Raw genomic sequence first — 20045 nt, forward strand, 5'->3', positions numbered from 1 at the left:
GCCGGGTGGCTCATGTCCGTGCCGGGGCGCGGGTGGTGGGCGGCCGGCCGCGCCCACGCGGCGGAGCCGCACACCGGCTCGGCCCCGCACCCCACCGGGGCTCCGTACCAGCGCGACTCCTCGTACGTAGCCGAGGTAGTGCGTACGTAGGCCCGGCGGGTGCGCCCGAAGTCCGTCGCGACCACGAGCGCCGGTCCGCGGGGGGTGAGCCGAGACCCGTCCGCGCCGCCCCGCGGCCCTCGGCCCGTCATCGAGCCGCACCTCGCTGTCGTACTCACCCGCTAACGTGGGTCAGATGAGCACCGAGGCCACGGCTCCACGGTCCCTCGCGGAGGCGCTTCGCGGCAGGGACGACACCTCGCTGGCGGCGCTGTTGCGCAGCCGCCCCGACCTCATCACGCCCGTCCCCACCGATCTGACGCAGCTGGCGACCAGGGCCGGCACGCGCGCGTCCGTCGTCAGGGCGGTGGAGCGGCTGGACCGGTTCTCGCTGCAGACGGCGGAGGCACTGGCCGTGGCCGGGGACCCGGCGTCGTACGGCGAACTGCTGGGGCTGATGGCGGGCGACGACGGCGACCCGCTGGTCGCGGCCGCGCTGCCGCAGGCTCTCGGCACGCTGCGCGAGCAGGCCCTGGTGTGGGGCGGCGACGACCGGCTGCGGCTGGTGCGCACGGCCCGCGAGCTGCTCGCGCCCTCCCCGCAGCACCCGTCCCCGACGGGTCTCGGCCCGAGCGTGCGGGAGGCGACGGCCGGCATGTCGCCGGGGCGGATCCAGGAGATCGTGACCACCGCCGGGCTGCCCACCACGCACGACCCCGTGTCCGCCGCCGACGCGCTGAGCGGACTGTTCCAGGACCGTGAGCGGCTCGCGGCCCTGCTCGGCGGGGCGCCGCGGGACTCCGTCGAGGTGCTGGAGCGGCTCGTGTGGGGGCCGCCTTACGGGCAGGTCACCGCCGATCCGGCGGCCCGGCTGCGCTGGCTGCTGGACCGCGGGCTGCTGCTGCCGATCTCCCCGGGCACGGTCGTGCTGCCCCGCGAGGTCGCGCTCGCACTGCGCGGCGGACGCGCCCACCGCGCGGCGGAGCCGGCACCGCCCACGGTCGTCGCGGCGGCCACGCACGCGCCGAAGTTGGTGGACGCGACCGCGGCCGGGCAGGCGTTCACCGCGCTGGCGACGGTCGAGGAGCTGCTGAAGGACTGGGACGAGGGCGGCCCCGCGGTGATGCGGGCCGGCGGGCTGAGCGTGCGCGACCTGAAGCGGACCGCCGTCGCGCTGGACGTGTCCGAGCCGGTCGCCGCGTTCTGGGTGGAACTGGCCTACGCGGCGGGCCTGATCGCCTCCGACGGCGAGGCCGACGAGCGGTACGCGGCCACCCCCGGCTACGACGAATGGCTGGAGCGCCCCGCCGCCGAGCGCTGGGCGCACCTCGCCGAGACCTGGCTGACGGCGACCCGCGCCTCGGGCGTGGTCGGCGGCCGGGACGCCAAGGACCGCCCGTTGTCGGCGCTGGGCCCGGGGCTGGACCGTTCCGCGGCCCCCGAGGTGCGGCACCGGGTGCTGAGCCTGCTGGCCGGGCTGCCGCAGGGCGCGGCCCCGGACGCCGGGTCGGTGCTGGCCCGCCTGCACTGGGAGCGGCCCCTGCGGGGAGGGCAGCGCGGTGAGGACGACCTGCGCACCCGGCTCGCCCGCTGGACCCTGGACGAGGCGGAACAGCTGGGCGTGACCGGGCGGGGCGCGCTGTCCGCGCAGGGCCGGGCGCTGCTGGCGCTGCCGGCCGCGGTGGAGCGGCGGGCCCCGAAGGGCCCCGGCGACAAGCTGCCCGTCCATCACCGGACCGCCCTCGCCGAACCCCTCTCCCCCGCCGAACAGGCCGTCGCCTCCGCGGCCGCCGCCCGGCTGCTCGCGCCGCTGCTGCCCGAGCCGCTGGACCACGTGCTGCTCCAGGCCGACCTGACGGCGGTGGCGCCCGGCCCGCTTCAGCGGCCGCTGGCCGACATGCTGGGCGTGCTCGCCGACGTGGAGTCCAAGGGCGGCGCGACCGTCTTCCGCTTCACGCCCGGCTCGGTCCGGCGCGCCCTGGACGCCGGGCGTACCGCCTCCGACCTGCACGCCTTCCTCGCCGCGCACTCCCGTACGCCCGTGCCGCAGCCGCTCGCCTATCTGATCGACGACGTGGCCCGCCGGCACGGCCATCTGCGGGTGGGCGCGGCCTCGGCGTACGTCCGCTGCGACGACGACGGCGTGCTGAACGAGATCCTCGCCGACAAGCGGGCGGCCGGACTGCGGCTGCGCCGCCTCGCGCCGACCGTGCTGGCCGCTCTGGCCGACCCGGCGAGCCTGCTGGAGGGGCTGCGCGCGATGGGGTTCGCACCGGCGGCCGAGTCGGCGGAGGGCGATGTGGTGATCACCCGCGCCCACGCCCACCGCACCCCGCCGCGCACCGCCCCCGAGCCGGTGCCGGAGGGGCCCCCGACCCCGGACGCCACGCTGCTGACGGCGGCGATCCGTGCCATCCGGGCGGGCGACCTGGCCTCCACGGCCCCGCGCAAGCCGGTCGACAGCGCCCCGCTCGCGGCCGGTGAGCTGCCCCGCACCTCCTCCGCCGAGACCCTCGCCACCATGCAGGCCGCCGTCCTGACCGGCCAGTCCCTGTGGATCGGCTACGTCAACGCCGAGGGCACCGCCAGCCAGCGCGTCATCGCCCCGGTCCGTGTCGAGGGCGGCTTCGTCACGGCGTACGACCACACCGCCGACGAGGTCCGCACCTATCCGCTGCACCGGATCACGGGAGTCGCCGAGCTCGCGGACGACTGAGCCGGCCGGGACCGGAGGGCGACCGACGGGGCGGCTCGCCCACGACCGGCCCACTTCGGCGGGGCGTGCGGCACACTGGAGGTTTGGCCCGCGTGGAAGGGATGGACGCACACGTGAACGGACCGCTGATCGTCCAGTCGGACAAGACTCTGCTTCTGGAAGTCGACCACGAGCAGGCGGACGACTGCCGCCGGGTCATCGCGCCGTTCGCGGAGCTGGAGCGGGCGCCCGAGCACATCCACACCTACCGGGTCACCCCGCTGGGCCTGTGGAACGCGCGCGCCGCCGGGCACGACGCCGAGCAGGTCGTGGACGCGCTGGTGCAGTACAGCCGCTACCCCGTGCCGCACGCGCTGCTCGTGGACATCACCGAGACGATGGACCGCTACGGACGGCTCAGCCTGCTCAAGCACCCCGCGCACGGGCTGGTGCTCACCAGCACCGACCGGCCCGTGCTGGAGGAGGTGCTGCGCTCCAAGCGCATCGCCCCGCTGGTCGGCGCCCGGATCGATCCCGACACCGTCGCCGTGCACCCCTCCGAGCGCGGGCAGATCAAGCAGACGCTGCTGAAGCTGGGCTGGCCGGCCGAGGACCTCGCCGGTTACGTGGACGGTGAGGCGCACCCTATCGACCTGGACGAGAACGGCTGGGCGCTGCGGCCGTACCAGAAGCAGGCCGTGGAGAATTTCTGGCACGGCGGCAGCGGTGTCGTCGTCCTGCCCTGCGGCGCCGGGAAGACGCTGGTCGGGGCCGGGGCCATGGCCGAGGCCAAGTCGACGACCCTGATCCTGGTCACCAACACCGTCTCGGCCCGGCAGTGGAAGCACGAGCTGGTGAAGCGGACCTCGCTGACCGAGGACGAGATCGGCGAGTACAGCGGCACGCGCAAGGAGATCCGCCCGGTCACCATCGCCACCTACCAGGTGCTCACCACCCGGCGGAAGGGCGTCTACCCGCACCTGGAGCTGTTCGACTCCCGGGACTGGGGGCTGATCCTCTACGACGAGGTGCATCTGCTGCCCGCGCCGGTGTTCAAGTTCACCGCCGATCTCCAGGCCCGGCGCCGCCTCGGCCTCACCGCGACCCTGGTGCGCGAGGACGGCCGCGAGTCGGACGTGTTCTCGCTGATCGGGCCCAAGCGGTTCGACGCGCCCTGGAAGGAGATCGAGGCGCAGGGGTACATCGCGCCCGCCGACTGTGTCGAGGTGCGGGTGAACCTGACCGACTCCGAGCGGCTGGCCTACGCGACCGCGGAGACGGAGGAGAAGTACCGGTTCTGCGCGACCACCGCGACCAAGCGGAAGGTGACCGAGGCGATCGTGCGCCGGTTCGCCGGGCAGCAGATCCTGGTCATCGGGCAGTACATCGATCAGCTCGACGAACTGGGCGAGCATCTGAACGCGCCTGTGATCAAGGGCGAGACTTCCAACGCGCAGCGCGAGAAGCTCTTCGACGCGTTCCGGGAGGGCGAGATCAGCGTGCTGGTGGTGTCGAAGGTGGCGAACTTCTCCATCGACCTGCCGGAGGCCACGGTCGCCATCCAGGTGTCGGGCACCTTCGGGTCGCGCCAGGAGGAGGCCCAGCGCCTCGGCCGGGTGCTGCGGCCCAAGGCGGACGGCCATCAGGCGCACTTCTACTCCGTCGTCGCCCGCGACACGATCGACCAGGACTTCGCCGCACACCGGCAGCGCTTCCTGGCCGAGCAGGGGTACGCGTACCGGATCATGGACGCGGACGAGCTGCTCGCGGAGAACTAGGGCTGGTCGGGGGGTTCGGAGCTGGTCGGCGGGCCCTAACGCCTGCGGACTCCGGCTTCCTCGCCGTACTCCCCCAGCAGGACCACGTCCACGGCGGCGCCCACGAAGACGCGTATCGCGTGCAGGGTGTCGCCGAGGCGGTGCTGGTGGTGGGTGACGGTCTGGACGGCGGTCGCTCCGGATGGGATGACGGGGGCGGGGTGGACGGTCGCTGCACTCATACATCCATGGTGCGATTTCCGACATAAAGCGCGCATCGGTCCTGAGAGGGAATCGTGCGGAGGCCCGGGTACACCCGGGGACGGACCCGGTCCCCCCCGGGGAGGGCCGGCCGCCCCCTAGGGGGCGCGGGCCCGGCCCGACCGGTTCGGGGTGGTGACGTCCCGTCTGCGGGGCACAGGTCGCCCGTGGCCGGTCGCGCAGTTCCCCGCGCCCCTGAAAAACACGCCACCGAGACCCCTCACAGAAACCCGAAACCCACGCGAGCCCCACCACAACCCACCCACACCCGAGATCGGGGGGCAAGGCCACCTGCGCGAACGACCTCGACGCACGCGCACCCCGACATCAGGGGCGCGAGGAACCGCACGACCGCGCACGACGCACCCGCAGCCCAACGTCAGGGGCGCGGGGAACTGCGCGAACCACCACTACGCACGCGCGGCCCGATACGAACGGTCACCACCCCCGAGCGGACTCGGCCCGGACCCCGCCGGCCCCCGCCGACGCCCCGCCCAACCCCGCGAAAAACGACTGGCACACACACCCCCGCCCCACCTAAACTCTCCGCTCTTGCCCGCCTCCCCACGGAGCGCGGCCGCCCGGACGGAAACCGGGCGGCACCCCGCAGCCAGCAGCCCAGCAGGTCACCCGGAGGCACCCCCTTGTCCACGCCCACCGTCGACCCCCTCACCCGAGAGCGCTCCCACCTGTCCGCCTCCCGGGCAGCCCTGCGCGCGATGCGCGAGGACGTGGAGTCCCTGGACATCAGCGACGTGACCGCGAACTGGGTCAACGCCGAGGTCCTGGCCCGCCAGATCGAGGAGCGCATCAAGGCGCTGGCCGACCTCAGCGACACCCCGCTGTTCTTCGGCCGCCTCGACTACCTGCACGCCCCGGGCGCGGACCAGGCCGAGGGCGCGGAGGGCGAGCGCTTCTACATCGGGCGGCGGCACGTCCATGACGCCGGCGGCGACCCGATGGTGATCGACTGGCGTGCCCCGGTGTCGCAGCCGTTCTACCGCGCCTCCAAGAAGGACCCGATGGACGTCGGGCTGCGCCGCAGGTTCGGCTACACCGGCGGCGACCTCACGGCGTACGAGGACGAGCATCTGTCCGACCCGGCCGAGACGGCCCGGACCAGCAAGCTGCTCCAGCAGGAGATCGAACGCCCGCGCGTCGGCCCCATGCGGGACATCGTGGCGACGATCCAGCCCGAGCAGGACGAGATCGTCCGCTCCGGCCTCGGCGGCACGGTCTGCGTCCAGGGCGGCCCCGGCACCGGGAAGACCGCGGTCGGTCTGCACCGGGTCGCCTACCTGCTCTACGCCCACCGCGAGCGGCTGGCCCGCACCGGCACGCTCGTCATCGGACCGAACAAGTCCTTCCTCCACTACATCGAGCAAGTGCTCCCCGCCCTGGGCGAGCTGACCGTCCGTCAGGCCACCGTCGACGACCTGGTGGCGCACGTGGAGGTGCGGGGCGCGGACGACGCGGCCGCCGCGGTCGTCAAGGGCGACGCGAGGATGGCGCAGGTGCTGCGCCGGGCGGTGTACGGGCAGGTCACGATGCCCACCGAGCCCGTCGTCGTGGTACGCGGCTCCCGGCGCTGGCGCGTCGCGGCCTACGAACTGGAGGACATCGTCCGCGAGTTGCTGGACCGCGGCCTGCGCTACGGCGCCGCGCGCGAGGCCCTGCCGCAGCGGATCGCGCACGCGGTGCTGGTGCAGATGGAACGGTCCGGCGAGGCCCCGGACGACCGGGTGCAGGACGCGGTGGCCCGCGACAGCGCGGTCAAGGCGGCCGTGAAGGCGGTCTGGCCCGCCGTGGACCCGGCCAGGCTGGTGCTGCGTCTGCTGACGGACGCCGACTTCCTCGCGGAGCACGCCGAGGGGGTGCTCACCGAGGAGGAGCGGAAGACGATCCTGTGGGCGAAGCCGGTCCGCTCGGTGAAGTCGGCGAAGTGGTCCGCGGCCGACGCGGTGCTGATCGACGAGACCGCCGACCTGGTGGACCGCACCTCCTCGCTCGGGCATGTCGTGCTGGACGAGGCGCAGGATCTGTCGCCGATGCAGTACCGCGCGGTGGGCCGCCGCTGCACGACCGGCTCCGCCACCGTGCTGGGCGACCTCGCCCAGGGCACGACGCCCTGGGCGACCCGGAGCTGGGCGGAAGCCCTGGACCATCTCGGCAAGTCCGACGCGGTGGTCGAGGAACTGACCGCCGGTTTCCGGGTGCCGACGGATGTCATCACCTACGCCTCCCGGCTCCTTGAGCACATCGCGCCCGGTCTGACGCCCGTCGCCTCCGTCCGGGAGAACCCGGGCTCCTTCGAGGTGCGCGCGGTCGGCGGGGACGCGGAGGTGATCGCCGCCGTGCGGGACTCGCTCCGCCAGGAGGGGTCGATCGGCCTGATCGCCGCGGACGCGCGGGTCGCCGCGCTGGCCGAGGCGCTGGGCGAGGCCGGGATCGGTCACCTCGACCCCGGTGAGGAGACGACTCCCGACACGCGCCTCACGCTGGTGCCGGCGTCCCTGGCGAAGGGTCTGGAGTACGACTACGTGGTCCTGGACGAGCCCCAGGCGGTGGTGGACGGCGAGCCGGACGAGCGGACGGGGTTGCGGCGGCTGTACGTGGCCCTCACCCGGGCGGTGTCCGGCCTGATCGTGACCCACGCGGCGCCCTTGCCAGCGGCGCTGGGCTGAGGTCCGGGTCCGTTCGGGGGCGGTGACCGCCGTCGGCGGGGTGCGGGTGGTGCGTTGCCGGTCGCGCAGTTCCCCGCGCCCCCGGGTCCCCGCCGCCCCGAGGGGCGGCGGGGAACTGCGCGAGCGACCACGACGGACCCGCGGCCCGCGGCCCGCGATCGGACGGTCACCCCCCACAAAGGGGCGGCGCGGTCGGCCTGGACGCGGTCAGCGCGGAGTTCGAGCACGCGGCCCCTCGCCCCGCGGCCGATCCCTCGCGCGAGCCGACGGGCCCGTTCACACCCCGTCCAGCGCCCTCCGCCACTCGGCGACCGCAGCGGCGGACACCGGCCCGGCCCAGCCCTCAGGGCGAGCCGCCCCGCCGATGTGGAACGCGTCGATCCCCGCCTCCAGCAGCCGCGGCACATGCTCCAGCCGCAACCCGCCCCCCACGAGGATCTGCTGCTGGTAGCCCGGCTCACCCCGACGCGCGGCCTCGGCGAACAACGTGGGCAGACCGTCGTCCACCCCGCCCGCCGCCCCCGCGGTGAGATACGTGTCGAGGCCCGGCAGCCCGTCGAGCTGCTTGCGCAGGGCGTCCCGGTCTGCGGCCCCGTCGATCGCCCGGTGGAAGGTCCACGCGCAGCCGGACAGCTCGGCGACGACCCGCTCCACGGCGTACACGTCGACCCCGCCGTGCGCGTCGAGGAAGCCGAGGACGAACTCCCGTGCCCCGGCCCCCCTCATCTCCCGCGCGGCGTCGACCAGCCGGTCGACCTCCCCCGCGGCGAACCCGTCGACATTCCGCAGCATCACGCGCAGCGGAATGTCGACGGCGGCACGGATCGCGGCGACGGTCCCGGGCCGCGGGGTGAGCCCGTCGGCCGCCATGTCGGTGACCAGCTCCAGCCGGTCCGCGCCTCCGGCCTGAGCGGCGACCGCGTCCTCGGCGTCGAGGGCGATCACCTCCAGGACTGCACGCGTACTCATACGACCCCTTCCGTCGGTGTTCCCTGGAACGACTACAGGTCTAGTCCAATCTAAGGGTACGTCGGAAAGGCACCGCCCCGCGAGATCGCACCTCAGTCGAAGATGTTGAGTTCGGCCGCCTCCACCCCGGCCAGTTCGTACGTCGCCGCGCCGAGCGGCCGCCCCGCGTACAGCCGGACGAGGGTGGGCGCGTCGCCGATGTAGCGGGCGGGCGGCCGTTCCCCGCTCGGCTCGCCCAGCAGCAGCGGCTCGTCGGCCTCGTCCAGGTCGGCGATCAGCGGCACGTGCGCCTTGTGCCGGGTCACCCCGGCCAGCAGCGCGAGGGCGTGCGGCAGACCCTCGCCCGCGTAGGCTCCCGGCCTGCCGAGGGCGTCGCGCACATCACCCGCGTGCACCCACTCCCCGAGCCCGACCGCGTCCAGCACCCCGCCGGCCCGCGCGATCACCGCGCCCGCCTCCGTCATCCCGCGCTCCAGCTCGTCGACGACCTGCTGGTCGCTCCACCCCGCGCGCTCGGCGATGTCACGGTCGTTCGCCGCCGGCGAGAACGAGTCCTTCTCGAAGCGGCTCTCCACCACCCGCGTCAGCGCGGACGAGGAGTGCGCCAGCAGATCCCGTACGGTCCACCCCGGACAGGCGGGCGCGGGGCGCGCGAAGTCCTCCTCCGGCAGCGTCCGCAACAGCGGGATCAGCGCGTCCCGCTCGACGGTGAGCAGCAGTCCGGGCAGTTCGGGGTCGCGTTCGTCCTTCGTCACATCACTCATGCGGCCACGCTAGGCCGGGCCCGTTCGAACACGCGGGAGAATGGCCGCATGGCCGATCTCGACGTTCTGCGCGCCCGTTTCGCCCGTGCTCTGGAAGACGCCCGCGGCTCGGAGGAGGGCCCCGACCCGACGCCGTACGCCGACAATCTGCTGACCCGCTGGCAGGAGCCGCAGCGGCACTACCACACGCTGGCGCATCTGACCTCGGTCCTCGACCACGTTGACACGCTGGAGAGATACGCGGCGGACGCGGACGTCGTCCGGCTGGCCGCGTGGTTCCACGACGCCGTCTATCTGCCCGACCGGTCCGAGAACGAGGAGCGGTCCGCCCGGCTCGCCGAGCGGGCGCTGCCGGAGGCCGGGGTGCCGGAGGAGAAGACGGCGGAGGTCGCCCGGCTGGTGCGGCTGACCGTCACCCACGACCCGGGCGAGGACGACTTCGACGGGCAGGTGCTGTGCGACGCGGACCTCGCGGTGCTGGCCGGGCCGCCGTCGGTGTACGCCGCCTACACGGCGGCCGTGCGCGAGGAGTACCACTTCGTGCCGAACGACGCCTTCCGCGCGGGCCGTTCGGACATTCTGCGCCAACTCCTCGGTCTGCCACGGCTGTTCCACACCCCCTACGGCGAGCGGCACTGGGAGGCGACCGCCCGCTACAACCTGCGCGGCGAGCTCGAAATGCTGTCGACCTGAGGTCGCCCGCCGCCTAGCCTGCCCGCATGCGATTCATGGGTGCGGAACGAGTGGAACAGGCTGCCGAGAGCTGCGCGGCGTTGCTGCGGACGGTGGTCGGCGAGGACTGGGAGAACACCAAGGCCGGTGGCCTGGAGTGGAGTTGCCGGTTCACGGCCACGCACATCGCGAGCGACTTCATCGGCTACGCGAGCAATCTGGCCGGCCGCGCCCAGTCGTCGTACGTGCCCTTCGACATCACCGTCGACGGCGCCGAGGACGGCCTCTACCGCGCGGACAACGCGGGCCTGATCCACGTGGTCACGACGATGGGCGCGCTGTTCGCCGCGACCCTGCGCACCACGCCGCGCGAGGTGCGCGCCTTCCATCCGTACCCCTTCCGCAGCGCGAACCGCGACGGCTTCGCCGCGATGGGCATCGCCGAGGCGCTGCTGCACACCCATGACATCGCCCAGGGCTTCGGTGTGCCCTACGAGGCTCCAGCCGAGCTCGCCGAGTACGTCCTCACCACGATCTTCCCCGCCGTCCAGCCCGGCCCCGCCCCCTGGCCGACCCTGCTGTGGGCCACGGGCCGCGGCGAACTGCCCGGCCGTGCCCGGGTCACCGACTGGCGCTGGTCCAACAATCTGGTCCTGCCCACCGAGCACCTCACCCTCGAAGGCGTCACCCCGGCCGCCGCGGCCGACCTCCAGGCGGGCGGCGACGGCGGCTTCGACTGGGTCGAGGACGGCCCCTTCGACGGCACCCGGGCCGCCTCCGGGATGATGGTCAAGGCTTACGAGGCCGGGGTGCACCGACCGGAGTTCGGGGTGTACGTCCTGGTTCGCCGGGAGGACGGCCGCGCGATCGGCGGCATGGGCTTCCACGGGTCACCGGACGGGGACGGCCGCGTGGAGGTCGGCTACGACCTGGCCGAGTCCGCCCGCGGCCGGGGCCACGCCACGCAGGCGCTGCGCGCCCTGGCGGAGTGGGCCCTGGCACGCGAGGACGTCACCTCGGTGTTCGCGACGATCGAGCGGGACAATCTGCCGTCCCAGGCCGTGGTCGGCCGCAGCGGGTTCACACTGGTCAGCGAGGCCGGTGAGCAGGGGGAGATGCTGGCGTACGAGCGCCGCGGCTGAGGCCGCCCACCGCGCCCCCGTGCCGCGCTCACCGCACACGCCTCCGCACATTCACGCCTTCACGCCTTCACGCCTCCGCGCCTCCGCGCCTCCGCGCCTCCGCGCCTTCGCACCTTTACGCCTTTACGCCTTCACGCCTTCACGCCTTCACGCCTTCACGCCTTCGCACCTTTACGCCTTCACGCCTTCACGCCTCCGCGCCTCCACGCCCACGGACGACCGGCGTCAGGGAATCCGTCTCTTGCGCCGGCGCAGCCCGGCGCCGTGCAGCAGGCGCACCACCTCACGGCTGCTGACCTCCACGGCTCCGGCCCGCACCACGTCGGAGTAGCGGTGCGCGGGGATGTCGTAGTGATCACGCTCGAAGGCCCGGCGCGGCACGCCCAACCGGTCGGCGAAGAGGTGCAGTTCCTCGTACGAGACGTCGCTGACCAGGTGGGACCACAGACGACCGTGCCCCGGCCACTGGGGCGGGTCGATGTAGAGGGTCACGAGGGCGACGGCCCGCCCGCGGCCCCCAGCGAGCCCACGGCGGCCACCCGCACGCCCGCCTTGTGGCACACCCAGTGCGGATCGGGACCCAGTTCGGGCTCCACGTCGAGCGCGTGCGGGTCACCGGAGCCGCACACCGGGCACAACGGCCAGCGCCCGTACCGCTCCAGCAGTGCGTCCTGCACGTCCTGCGCGATCAGCCCGGCCACGTAGGCGGCGCCCTCCGGCCACTGCTCGACCCACCAGCGCCGCCGGGCGACGGACTCCTCGACGAGCGAGACCACGTCGGCCTCGGCCACCCGGCCCGCGACGAGATCGGCCAGCACGAGGGCGCGTGCCGCGTGCAGGGCCCGTTCCTGCGGACCAATGGTTTCCATGCTCCCATTGTGCGCACTCTTGACCGGGGACAGAGCCGAAAATATCTTTCATGGGTGACCCGGAATGTGAAGGAAACTTTCGCTGCCGCCGACGTGGGCCCCGAACCCCCGCCCGCCCCGGCCGCCCTCGCCGCCAAGGTGCGCACCCTCGCCCCCTCGATGACCCGCTCCATGCAGCGCGTCGCCGAGGCCGTGGCGAGCGATCCGGCCGGCTGCGCCGCCCTCACGGTCACCGGCCTCGCCGAACTGACCGGCACCAGCGAGGCGACCGTGGTGCGCACCGCCCGCCTCCTCGGCTACCCGGGCTACCGCGATCTGCGCCTCGCCCTGGCCGGTCTCGCCGCCCAGCAGCAGTCCGGGCGCGCCCCCTCCATCACCACCGACATCGCGGTCGACGACCCGCTCTCCGAGGTCGTGGCCAAACTCGCCTACGAGGAACAGCAGACCCTCGCCGACACCGCGGCCGCCCTCGACACGGTCCAGCTCGGCGCCGCGGTCGCCGCGGCCGCGGCCGCCCGCCGCATCGACGTCTACGGCATCGGCGCCTCCGGCCTGGTCGCCCAGGACCTCACCCAGAAGCTGCTGCGCATAGGCCTCATAGCCCACGCCCACAGCGATCCGCACCTGGCCGTGACCAACGCCGTGCAACTGCAGGCGAAGGACGTGGCGATAGCCATCACCCACTCCGGCTCGACGGGCGATGTCATCGAGCCGCTGCGGGTCGCCTTCGAGCACGGCGCCACCACGGTCGCAATCACCGGCCGCCCGGACTCCCCGGTGACGCAGTACGCCGACCACGTCCTGACCACCTCCACGTCCCGCGAGACCGAACTGCGCCCGGCCGCCATGTCCTCCCGTACGAGCCAACTGCTGGTGGTGGACTGCCTGTTCGTGGGCGTGGCCCAGCGCACCTACGAGACAGCCGCCCCGGCCCTGGCGGCGTCCTACGAGGCCCTGGCCCACCGCCACCGCCGCTGACCCGAGAAACGCCCCCGGGGGCAACGCCCCGAAGGGGCGCGGGGCCGCATCGATATGCGGCCCCGCCGCGTGAGCGCGAGCAGCCGAGCACGACGATCGGCACCCGCCCACGACGTAGCAGCCCTACGGTCTGATCGAACATCGAAGAGAGCCGCACGCCATGACCACCCCCCGAGACCTCCGCACCACCCTCGACACCCTCGCGACAGAAGCCTTCCGGCCGGACCTCGCCGAGATCGACCAGCTCACCACCCTCGACATCGCCCGCCTGATGAACACCGGCGACACGGCCGTACCCACCGCCGTGGCCGCCCGCCTGACGGAGATCGCCGCCGCCGTCGACGCCGTCAGCCGCCGGATGGCGAACGGCGGCCGGCTGATCTACGCCGGCGCCGGAACCGCCGGCCGCCTCGGCGTCCTGGACGCCTCCGAGTGCCCGCCCACCTTCAACACGGCCCCCGGCCAGGTCGTCGGCCTGATCGCGGGCGGCCCACGGGCGATGGTGACCTCGGCGGAGGGCGCGGAGGACTCCAAGGACCTCGCGCGCGCGGACCTGGACGCGCTCGGGCTGACCCCCGGGGACACGGTGATCGGCGTCTCCGCCTCCGGACGCACCCCGTACGCCGTGGGCGCGGTGGAACACGCGCGGGCCCTGGGCGCCCTGACCGTCGGCCTGTCCTGCAACGACGGCAGCCCGCTCGGGGCCGCAGCCGAGCACGGCATCGAGATCGTCACCGGCCCGGAGCTGGTCACCGGCTCCACCCGGCTGAAGGCCGGCACCGCGCAGAAGCTCGTCCTCAACATGATCTCGACGATCACGATGATCCGGCTGGGCAAGACGTACGGGAACCTGATGGTCGACGTCCGCGCCTCCAACGACAAGCTGCGCGCCCGCTCCCGCCGCATCGTGGCGCTGGCGACCGGCGCGGCGGACGAGGAGATCGAGTCGGCGCTCGCGGCGACCGACGGCGAGGTCAAGAACGCGATCCTCACCATCCTGGCCGGGGTGGACGGCCCGAGTGCCGCCCGCCTTCTGGAGGAGTCCGGCGGCCATCTGCGCGCCGCGCTGGCAGCCGCGGCGAAGTGACCGCACGCTCGGGGAATGCGCCCCAGCCCGGACGAACCCCGCGCGGACTCCCCGCACGCCACGGCCGCCGCCCTCCTCCCCCTGGTCGGCGGCCCCGCCAACGTCACCTCCGTCGCCCACTGCATGACCCGCCTGCGCCTGGGTCTCGCCGACCCCTCGCTGGTCGACGAGGGGCGGTTGCGCGCGCTCCCGGCCGTCCTGGGTGTCGTGTCCGACGACACGTACCAGGTCGTGCTGGGTCCGGGCGTGGTCGGCCGGGTGACGACGGCGTTCGAGGAGCTGCTCGCGGCCGGGGACGGCACGGCCGCCCGGCTGGCCGCCCGCGGCGCGGCGTTGAAGGAGGAGCGGCGCCGCCGCAACGCCACCCCGCTGAAGCTGGCCCTGCGCCGCGTGGCCGACATCTTCGTCCCGCTGATCCCGGCCCTGATCGGCTGCGGCATCATCGCGGGCGTGGGCGGCCTGCTGGTCAACGCCGGCCTGCTCCCCGGCCTCACCCCGGCCCTCGCGGCGATCGCGTCGGGGTTCATGGCCCTGATCGCGGTGTTCGTGGGCCACAACACGGCCAAGGAGTTCGGCGGCACACCCGTGCTCGGCGGCGCGGTGGCGGCGGTGGTCGTGTACCCGGGTGTGGCCAAGGTGACGGCCTTCGGTCTGGTCCTCTCCCCCGGCCAGGGCGGTGTCCTGGGCGCCCTGGCGGCGGCCCTGCTGGGCACGTACGTCGAGAAGTGGTGCCACCGCCACATCCCGCCGACGCTGGACGTGCTGCTCACCCCCGCCGTGACCGTGCTGCTCGCGGGACTGGCCACGCTGTACGGCCTGATGTACGTGGCCGGCGAGATCTCCACGGCCATCGGCACGGCCGCGAACTGGCTGCTGTCCACGACCGGAGTCCTGGCGGGCCTGCTGCTCGGCGGCCTGTTCCTGCCGCTGGTGATGCTGGGCCTGCACCAGGCCCTCATCCCCATCCACACCACGCTCATCGAACAGCAGGGCTACACGGTCCTGCTCCCCGTCCTGGCCATGGCGGGCGCGGGCCAGGTGGGCGCGGCGACGGCGGTCTACGTCCGCCGCCGCCACGACACCTCCCTGCGTACGACGATCAGGTCGGCCCTGCCCGCCGGGCTGCTCGGCGTAGGTGAGCCGCTGATCTACGGCGTCTCCCTCCCCCTGGGCCGCCCCTTCCTCACCGCCTGCGCCGGCGGCGCGGCCGGCGGCGCCTTCATCGGCTTCTTCGCGATGCTCGGCCACCAGGTCGGCGCGACCGCGATCGGCCCGTCGGGCTGGGCCCTGTTCCCACTGCTGGCCGGCAGCCAGAGCCTGTTGATGACGAGCGCGATCTACGCGGGCGGCCTGGCGACGGGCTACGCCGTCGGCTTCGCGGCGACCTGCGCCTTCGGCCTCGGCGGCCTGGACGAGGAGACGGACGGCACCCGGACGGAGCGGGCCGAGGCCGGCCGGGCGGACGCGCCGGCCGGCTGAACGGCTCCGTCACTTCCGCCAGAACACGTGATGCGTGACCCCGCTCGGGCTGGGCACCACGTCGAGATGGAAGCGGTCGCGCAGTTCGTCCGGGGAGTTCCACAGCCGTACCCCGGAGCCGATCTTCACCGGGGAGACGACGACATGCAGGGTGTCGACGAGGTCGGCGTCGAGGAACTCGCGGATGGTCGTGGCACCGCCCCCGAGACGCACGTCCTTGCCCTGCGCGGCCTCGCGGGCCTGGGCGAGGACCGTCACCGGGTCGGCGTCGACGAAGTGGAACGTGGTGTCGGCGAGCGTGAACGAGGGGCGGGGGTGGTGGGTCAGCACGAAGACCGGCGTGCGGAACGGGGGCTCGTCGCCCCACCAGCCCTGCCACGCGTGGTCCTGCCAGGGCCCGCGCTGGGGCCCGAACTTGTTGCGGCCCATGATCTCGGCCCCGATGTTGCGCGCGAAGTCGCGGGTGAAGTAGTCGTCGAGCCCCCGGCTGCCGCCGGGATCGGTGCGGCGGGGCCAGCTCGCGGTGGCCCCCGCCCAGGAGAACAGCACGGTGGGGTCGGCGTGACCGAACGGCCGCTCCAGACTCTGGCCCTCCCCGGCACCGAAGCCGTCGCTCGACACACAGAAGTTCTGGACTCTCAGCAGCTGACTCACGGCACTCCTCCTGGCTGGGTCGACAGAGGATGGACTTCCCGGCCCGGCAGAACTCATCGCACGCCCAGGGGCCGATCGGCGACGCCGCGGTGCTCCGGGCGAGTGCGCCTACCCTGGGACACCATGAACCACGCCCAGCTCACCGCTCTCGGCCGTGCCCTGCGTCTGCTCGGGGAGCACGGGGAGACGCTGAACACCGAGACAGCCGACAGCAAGCTGCGGGAGGTACGGGCGGATCTGCGGCGGGCCCTGGATCTGCTGGACGACAGCATGTCCACGGCGGCCCCGAACACGCGCTGCGCCGAGCATCCGAACGGGCCCGTCGACGCGGCGGCGCCCGACCTGTGCCTGCTGTGCGAGACGCGGCGCAGGGCGGCCCGGCGGGCGGAGATCAACGGGCCGGCGGCGCCCCGGGCCACGGAGAGCGCGCCCTCGCGCTACGGGGTGCGCGGCGACCGTCCGCAGCCCCAGCAGCGGTGGCTGCCGGAGCTGTGGAACGGCCAGGAGTGGCAGCTGTGCGGGACTCCTCGGCGGGACCGCCGGGAGGCGGAGCTCTACCTCGCCGCCCAGCGGCGCGGCTCGCGGCCCGCGATGGCCTACCGGCTGGTGCACGAGTTCACCGACTACGAGGTGCTGCGGGTGTGGGGCACCCCGGTCCGCGTGGACATCGAGCCGCTGGGCAACCTCTGAGCGAAGCGCTCAGCTCAGGGTCTGCACCGCCGCCCCGTCGTAGGGCAGCAGTTCCTCGAAGCGGCCGGCCAGCACCTTGGCCGCCCACTGGGGGTCCTGGAGGATCGCCCGGCCGACCGCGACCAGGTCGAACTCGTCGCGCTCCATCCGGTCCAGCAGGTTGTCGAGGCTGCCGACCGGGGCGCCCTCGCCCGCGAAGGCCCGGATGAAGTCGCCGTCGAGGCCGACCGAGCCGACGGTGATGGCCTGCTTGCCGGTGAGCTTCTTGGTCCAGCCGGCCAGGTTGAGGTCGGAGCCCTCGAACTCGGGCTCCCAGTAGCGGCGTGTGGAGGCGTGGAAGGCGTCGACACCGGCCGCCGCGAGCGGGGTGAGGACGGCCTCCAGCTCCTCGGGGGTCTCGGCGAGCCGCGCGTCGTACGCGTCCTGCTTCCACTGCGAGTAGCGGAAGACGACCGGGAAGTCCGGCGACACGGCCGCCCGGACCGCCGCCACGATCTCCGCCCCGAACTTCGTACGGGCCACCGCGTCACCGCCGTAGGCGTCGGTACGGCGGTTGGTGCCGGCCCACAGGAACTGGTCGATGAGGTAGCCGTGGGCGCCGTGCAGCTCGACGCCGTCGAAGCCGATGCGCTCGGCGGCGGCGGCCGCCTCGGCGAACGCGGCGACGACATCGTCCAGGTCGCTCTGGGTCATCGCCTTGCCGGTGGCCTCGGTGGCACCGATGCGCAGCCCGGAGGGGCCGACGGCCGGGGCGTCCGCGAACGGCGGCTGCCCCTGCCGGCGCACCATGCCGATGTGCCACAGCTGCGGCACGATCCGGCCGCCCGCCGCGTGCACGGCCTCGGCGACCTTCGCCCACCCGGCCAGCTGCTCCTCCCCGTGGAACCACGGCACCCGGCTGCTCTGCCCCGCCGAGTCGTGGCCGACGTACGTCCCCTCGGTGACGATCAGGCCGACCCCGGCGGCGGCCCGGCGGCCGTAGTACGAGGCCACGTCCGCGCCGGGCACACCGCCGGGCGAGAACATGCGGGTCATCGGCGCCATGGCGATGCGGTTGGGGACGGTCAGGCCGTTGATCGAGACGGGCCGGGAGAGGATCTCGGCCGCGCGCGAGGCGGCGGACTCGGTGACGGTGGCGGTCATGCGGGGGCTCCTCGGGGACGTACTCGGCTAACCAGTTGGTATGTGCGCATGCATTTTTGCACTGCCTTAAACAAGTTCTCACGCCGGTCCGCGCATTCCCAGCCCCGCCCGGCTGTGACCCCCGACACGCCCGACGACGCCCCCGCACCCGTTCGCCGGGAGCTCCCGCGCCGGGGTGCGCCCGGGAGTCCGCCGGGGAACGCCCGAGGGCGGCACCCCCCTCTCGGGGAGTGCCGCCCTCGGTCCGTAGGACGGTCGATCGACTCAGGTCGATCAGAAGTCCATGTCACCGCCCGGCATGCCGCCACCGGCAGGCGCGGCGGCCTTCTCCGGCTTGTCGGCGATGACGGCCTCGGTGGTGAGGAACAGCGCGGCGATGGAGGCGGCGTTCTGCAGCGCGGAACGGGTCACCTTCGCCGGGTCGATGATGCCCTCGGCGACCAGGTCGACGTACTCACCGGTCGCGGCGTTCAGGCCGTGGCCCGGGGTGAGGTTGCGGACCTTCTCCACCACGACGCCGCCCTCGAGGCCGGCGTTGACGGCGATCTGCTTCAGCGGGGCCTCCAGGGCCAGCTTCACAGCGGCGGCACCGGTGGCCTCGTCGCCCTCGAGGTCCAGCTTCTCGAAGACACCGGAGGCCTGGAGCAGGGCCACGCCGCCACCGGCGACGATGCCCTCCTCGACGGCCGCCTTGGCGTTGCGCACGGCGTCCTCGATGCGGTGCTTGCGCTCCTTGAGCTCCACCTCGGTGGCGGCACCGGCCTTGATGACCGCGACGCCGCCGGCGAGCTTGGCCAGGCGCTCCTGGAGCTTCTCGCGGTCGTAGTCGGAGTCGCTGTTCTCGATCTCGGCGCGGATCTGGTTCACGCGGCCGCCCACCTGCTCCGAGGAGCCGGCGCCGTCGACGATGGTGGTCTCGTCCTTGGTGATGACGACCTTGCGGGCGCGGCCCAGGAGGTCCAGGCTCGCGTTCTCCAGCTTGAGGCCGACCTCCTCGGAGATGACCTCGCCGCCCGTGAGGATGGCGATGTCGCCGAGCATGGCCTTGCGGCGGTCACCGAAGCCCGGGGCCTTGACGGCCACGGAGCGGAAGGTGCCGCGGATCTTGTTGACGACCAGGGTCGACAGGGCCTCGCCCTCGACGTCCTCGGCGATGATCAGCAGCGGCTTGCCGGACTGCATGACCTTCTCCAGGAGCGGGAGCAGGTCCTTGACCGAGGAGATCTTGGAGTTGGCGATGAGGATGTACGGGTCCTCGAGCACCGCCTCCATGCGCTCCATGTCGGTCGCGAAGTACGCCGAGATGTAGCCCTTGTCGAAGCGCATGCCCTCGGTGAGCTCAAGCTCCAGACCGAAGGTCTGCGACTCCTCGACGGTGATGACGCCTTCCTTGCCGACCTTGTCCATGGCCTCGGCGATGAGCTCGCCGATCTGGGTGTCGGCGGCGGAGATGGAGGCGGTGGAGGCGATCTGCTCCTTGGTCTCGACCTCCTTGGCCTGGTCGAGCAGGGCACCGGAGACGGCCTCGACGGCCTTCTCGATACCGCGCTTGAGGGCCATCGGGTTGGCACCGGCGGCCACGTTGCGCAGGCCCTCGCGGACCAGGGCCTGGGCGAGGACGGTGGCGGTGGTCGTACCGTCGCCGGCGACGTCGTCCGTCTTCTTGGCGACTTCCTTGACCAGCTCGGCGCCGATCTTCTCGTACGGGTCCTCGAGCTCGATCTCCTTGGCGATGGAGACACCATCGTTGGTGATCGTGGGGGCGCCCCACTTCTTCTCGAGGACGACGTTGCGGCCCTTGGGGCCGAGCGTCACCTTGACGGCGTCCGCGAGCTGGTTCATGCCGCGCTCGAGGCCGCGCCGCGCCTCCTCGTCGAACGCGATGATCTTGGCCATGTGAAGTGGTCCCTCCAGGACTGGGGGTGATTCCTTCGGACCGCGCCCGCGCCCGCGACGGACGGCTCGCGGGCCTCGTGGTTCCTTGCCCCACCCGGCCTGCGGGCCTCACCGACCCGGTCCTTCGTTGTCACTCTCACCTTCAGAGTGCTAACGCCAATGATTAGCACTCGCCCCTGCCGAGTGCAAGCGGCTCCAGGGGATCG

The 20045-nt window shown here is 73.3% G+C and carries 17 protein-coding genes; 9 read left to right on the forward strand and 8 right to left on the reverse strand.

The features are described from left to right. The first annotated feature begins 295 nt into the window (after window positions 1–295). Window positions 296–2815 (forward strand): helicase C-terminal domain-containing protein, encoded by a 2520-nt coding sequence (locus ABZZ79_RS11890; RefSeq protein ID WP_356688764.1) that lies wholly within the window; start codon window positions 296–298, stop codon window positions 2813–2815. Window positions 2816–2928: 113 nt separating this feature from the next. Then, entirely contained in the window at window positions 2929–4572 is a 1644-nt protein-coding gene (locus ABZZ79_RS11895; protein ID WP_356688765.1) for a DNA repair helicase XPB, read from the forward strand. Between the two features lie 35 nt (window positions 4573–4607). On the opposite strand, the gene ABZZ79_RS11900 is transcribed toward ABZZ79_RS11895, so the two are convergent. Next, a complete protein-coding gene (locus ABZZ79_RS11900; protein ID WP_356688766.1) occupies window positions 4608–4793 on the reverse strand; it encodes a hypothetical protein in 186 nt (61 codons plus the stop codon). A gap of 738 nt (window positions 4794–5531) precedes the next feature. Here ABZZ79_RS11900 and ABZZ79_RS11905 point away from each other — a divergent pair. Then, window positions 5532–7496: a UvrD-helicase domain-containing protein gene (locus ABZZ79_RS11905; protein ID WP_356688926.1), complete on the forward strand. Its 1965-nt coding sequence runs from the start codon at window positions 5532–5534 to the stop codon at window positions 7494–7496. A 276-nt stretch (window positions 7497–7772) separates the two neighbouring features. On the opposite strand, the gene ABZZ79_RS11910 is transcribed toward ABZZ79_RS11905, so the two are convergent. After that, the gene (locus tag ABZZ79_RS11910) at window positions 7773–8465 is read right to left on the reverse strand and encodes a copper homeostasis protein CutC (RefSeq protein WP_356688767.1); all 693 of its coding nucleotides are present in this window, start codon (window positions 8463–8465) and stop codon (window positions 7773–7775) included. A gap of 92 nt (window positions 8466–8557) precedes the next feature. Beyond that, complete coding sequence (locus tag ABZZ79_RS11915) at window positions 8558–9229, reverse strand: maleylpyruvate isomerase family mycothiol-dependent enzyme (protein WP_356688768.1); 672 nt, start codon at window positions 9227–9229, stop codon at window positions 8558–8560. A 48-nt stretch (window positions 9230–9277) separates the two neighbouring features. Between ABZZ79_RS11915 and ABZZ79_RS11920 the strand changes: the two genes are divergently transcribed. Continuing rightward, a complete protein-coding gene (locus ABZZ79_RS11920; RefSeq protein ID WP_356688769.1) occupies window positions 9278–9922 on the forward strand; it encodes a hypothetical protein in 645 nt (214 codons plus the stop codon). Between the two features lie 26 nt (window positions 9923–9948). Further along, window positions 9949–11043, forward strand: a complete 1095-nt coding sequence (locus ABZZ79_RS11925) for a GNAT family N-acetyltransferase (protein ID WP_356688770.1) — start codon at window positions 9949–9951, stop codon at window positions 11041–11043. A gap of 225 nt (window positions 11044–11268) precedes the next feature. Here the strand turns inward: ABZZ79_RS11925 and ABZZ79_RS11930 are convergent, their stop codons facing one another. Both ABZZ79_RS11930 and ABZZ79_RS11935 read right to left on the reverse strand, forming a co-directional pair. After that, window positions 11269–11535 carry a DUF4031 domain-containing protein gene (locus tag ABZZ79_RS11930; RefSeq protein ID WP_356688771.1) on the reverse strand — a complete coding sequence of 89 codons (267 nt, stop codon included), beginning with the start codon at window positions 11533–11535 and terminating at the stop codon, window positions 11269–11271. Further along, a complete protein-coding gene (locus ABZZ79_RS11935; protein ID WP_356688772.1) occupies window positions 11532–11912 on the reverse strand; it encodes a hypothetical protein in 381 nt (126 codons plus the stop codon). Before ABZZ79_RS11935 ends, ABZZ79_RS11930 begins: the two co-directional genes overlap by 4 nt. Before the next feature lie 54 nt (window positions 11913–11966). Between ABZZ79_RS11935 and ABZZ79_RS11940 the strand changes: the two genes are divergently transcribed. From ABZZ79_RS11940 to ABZZ79_RS11950, 3 genes are all read left to right on the forward strand, one after another. Next, entirely contained in the window at window positions 11967–12890 is a 924-nt protein-coding gene (locus tag ABZZ79_RS11940) for a MurR/RpiR family transcriptional regulator (RefSeq protein WP_356688773.1), read from the forward strand. A gap of 160 nt (window positions 12891–13050) precedes the next feature. After that, window positions 13051–13977, forward strand: a complete 927-nt coding sequence (gene murQ / locus ABZZ79_RS11945; RefSeq protein WP_356688774.1) for an N-acetylmuramic acid 6-phosphate etherase — start codon at window positions 13051–13053, stop codon at window positions 13975–13977. Window positions 13978–13992: 15 nt separating this feature from the next. After that, window positions 13993–15456, forward strand: a complete 1464-nt coding sequence (locus ABZZ79_RS11950) for a PTS transporter subunit EIIC (protein WP_356688775.1) — start codon at window positions 13993–13995, stop codon at window positions 15454–15456. 9 nt (window positions 15457–15465) lie between these two features. Here the strand turns inward: ABZZ79_RS11950 and ABZZ79_RS11955 are convergent, their stop codons facing one another. Continuing rightward, window positions 15466–16110 (reverse strand): dihydrofolate reductase family protein, encoded by a 645-nt coding sequence (locus tag ABZZ79_RS11955; RefSeq protein ID WP_356688776.1) that lies wholly within the window; start codon window positions 16108–16110, stop codon window positions 15466–15468. A 123-nt stretch (window positions 16111–16233) separates the two neighbouring features. On the opposite strand from ABZZ79_RS11955, the gene ABZZ79_RS11960 reads away from it, so the two are divergent. Further along, window positions 16234–16800 (forward strand): hypothetical protein, encoded by a 567-nt coding sequence (locus ABZZ79_RS11960; RefSeq protein ID WP_356688777.1) that lies wholly within the window; start codon window positions 16234–16236, stop codon window positions 16798–16800. A 9-nt stretch (window positions 16801–16809) separates the two neighbouring features. Here the strand turns inward: ABZZ79_RS11960 and ABZZ79_RS11965 are convergent, their stop codons facing one another. Together ABZZ79_RS11965 and groL are read right to left on the reverse strand one after the other, a co-directional pair. Continuing rightward, a complete protein-coding gene (locus tag ABZZ79_RS11965) occupies window positions 16810–17943 on the reverse strand; it encodes an NADH:flavin oxidoreductase (protein WP_356688778.1) in 1134 nt (377 codons plus the stop codon). Between the two features lie 273 nt (window positions 17944–18216). Further along, entirely contained in the window at window positions 18217–19839 is a 1623-nt protein-coding gene (gene groL, locus ABZZ79_RS11970; RefSeq protein ID WP_356688779.1) for a chaperonin GroEL, read from the reverse strand. Window positions 19840–20045 lie beyond the last annotated feature (206 nt).

Origin of the sequence: Streptomyces sp. NPDC006458, assembly GCF_040612135.1 — a bacterium.
Lineage (GTDB): Bacteria > Actinomycetota > Actinomycetes > Streptomycetales > Streptomycetaceae > Streptomyces.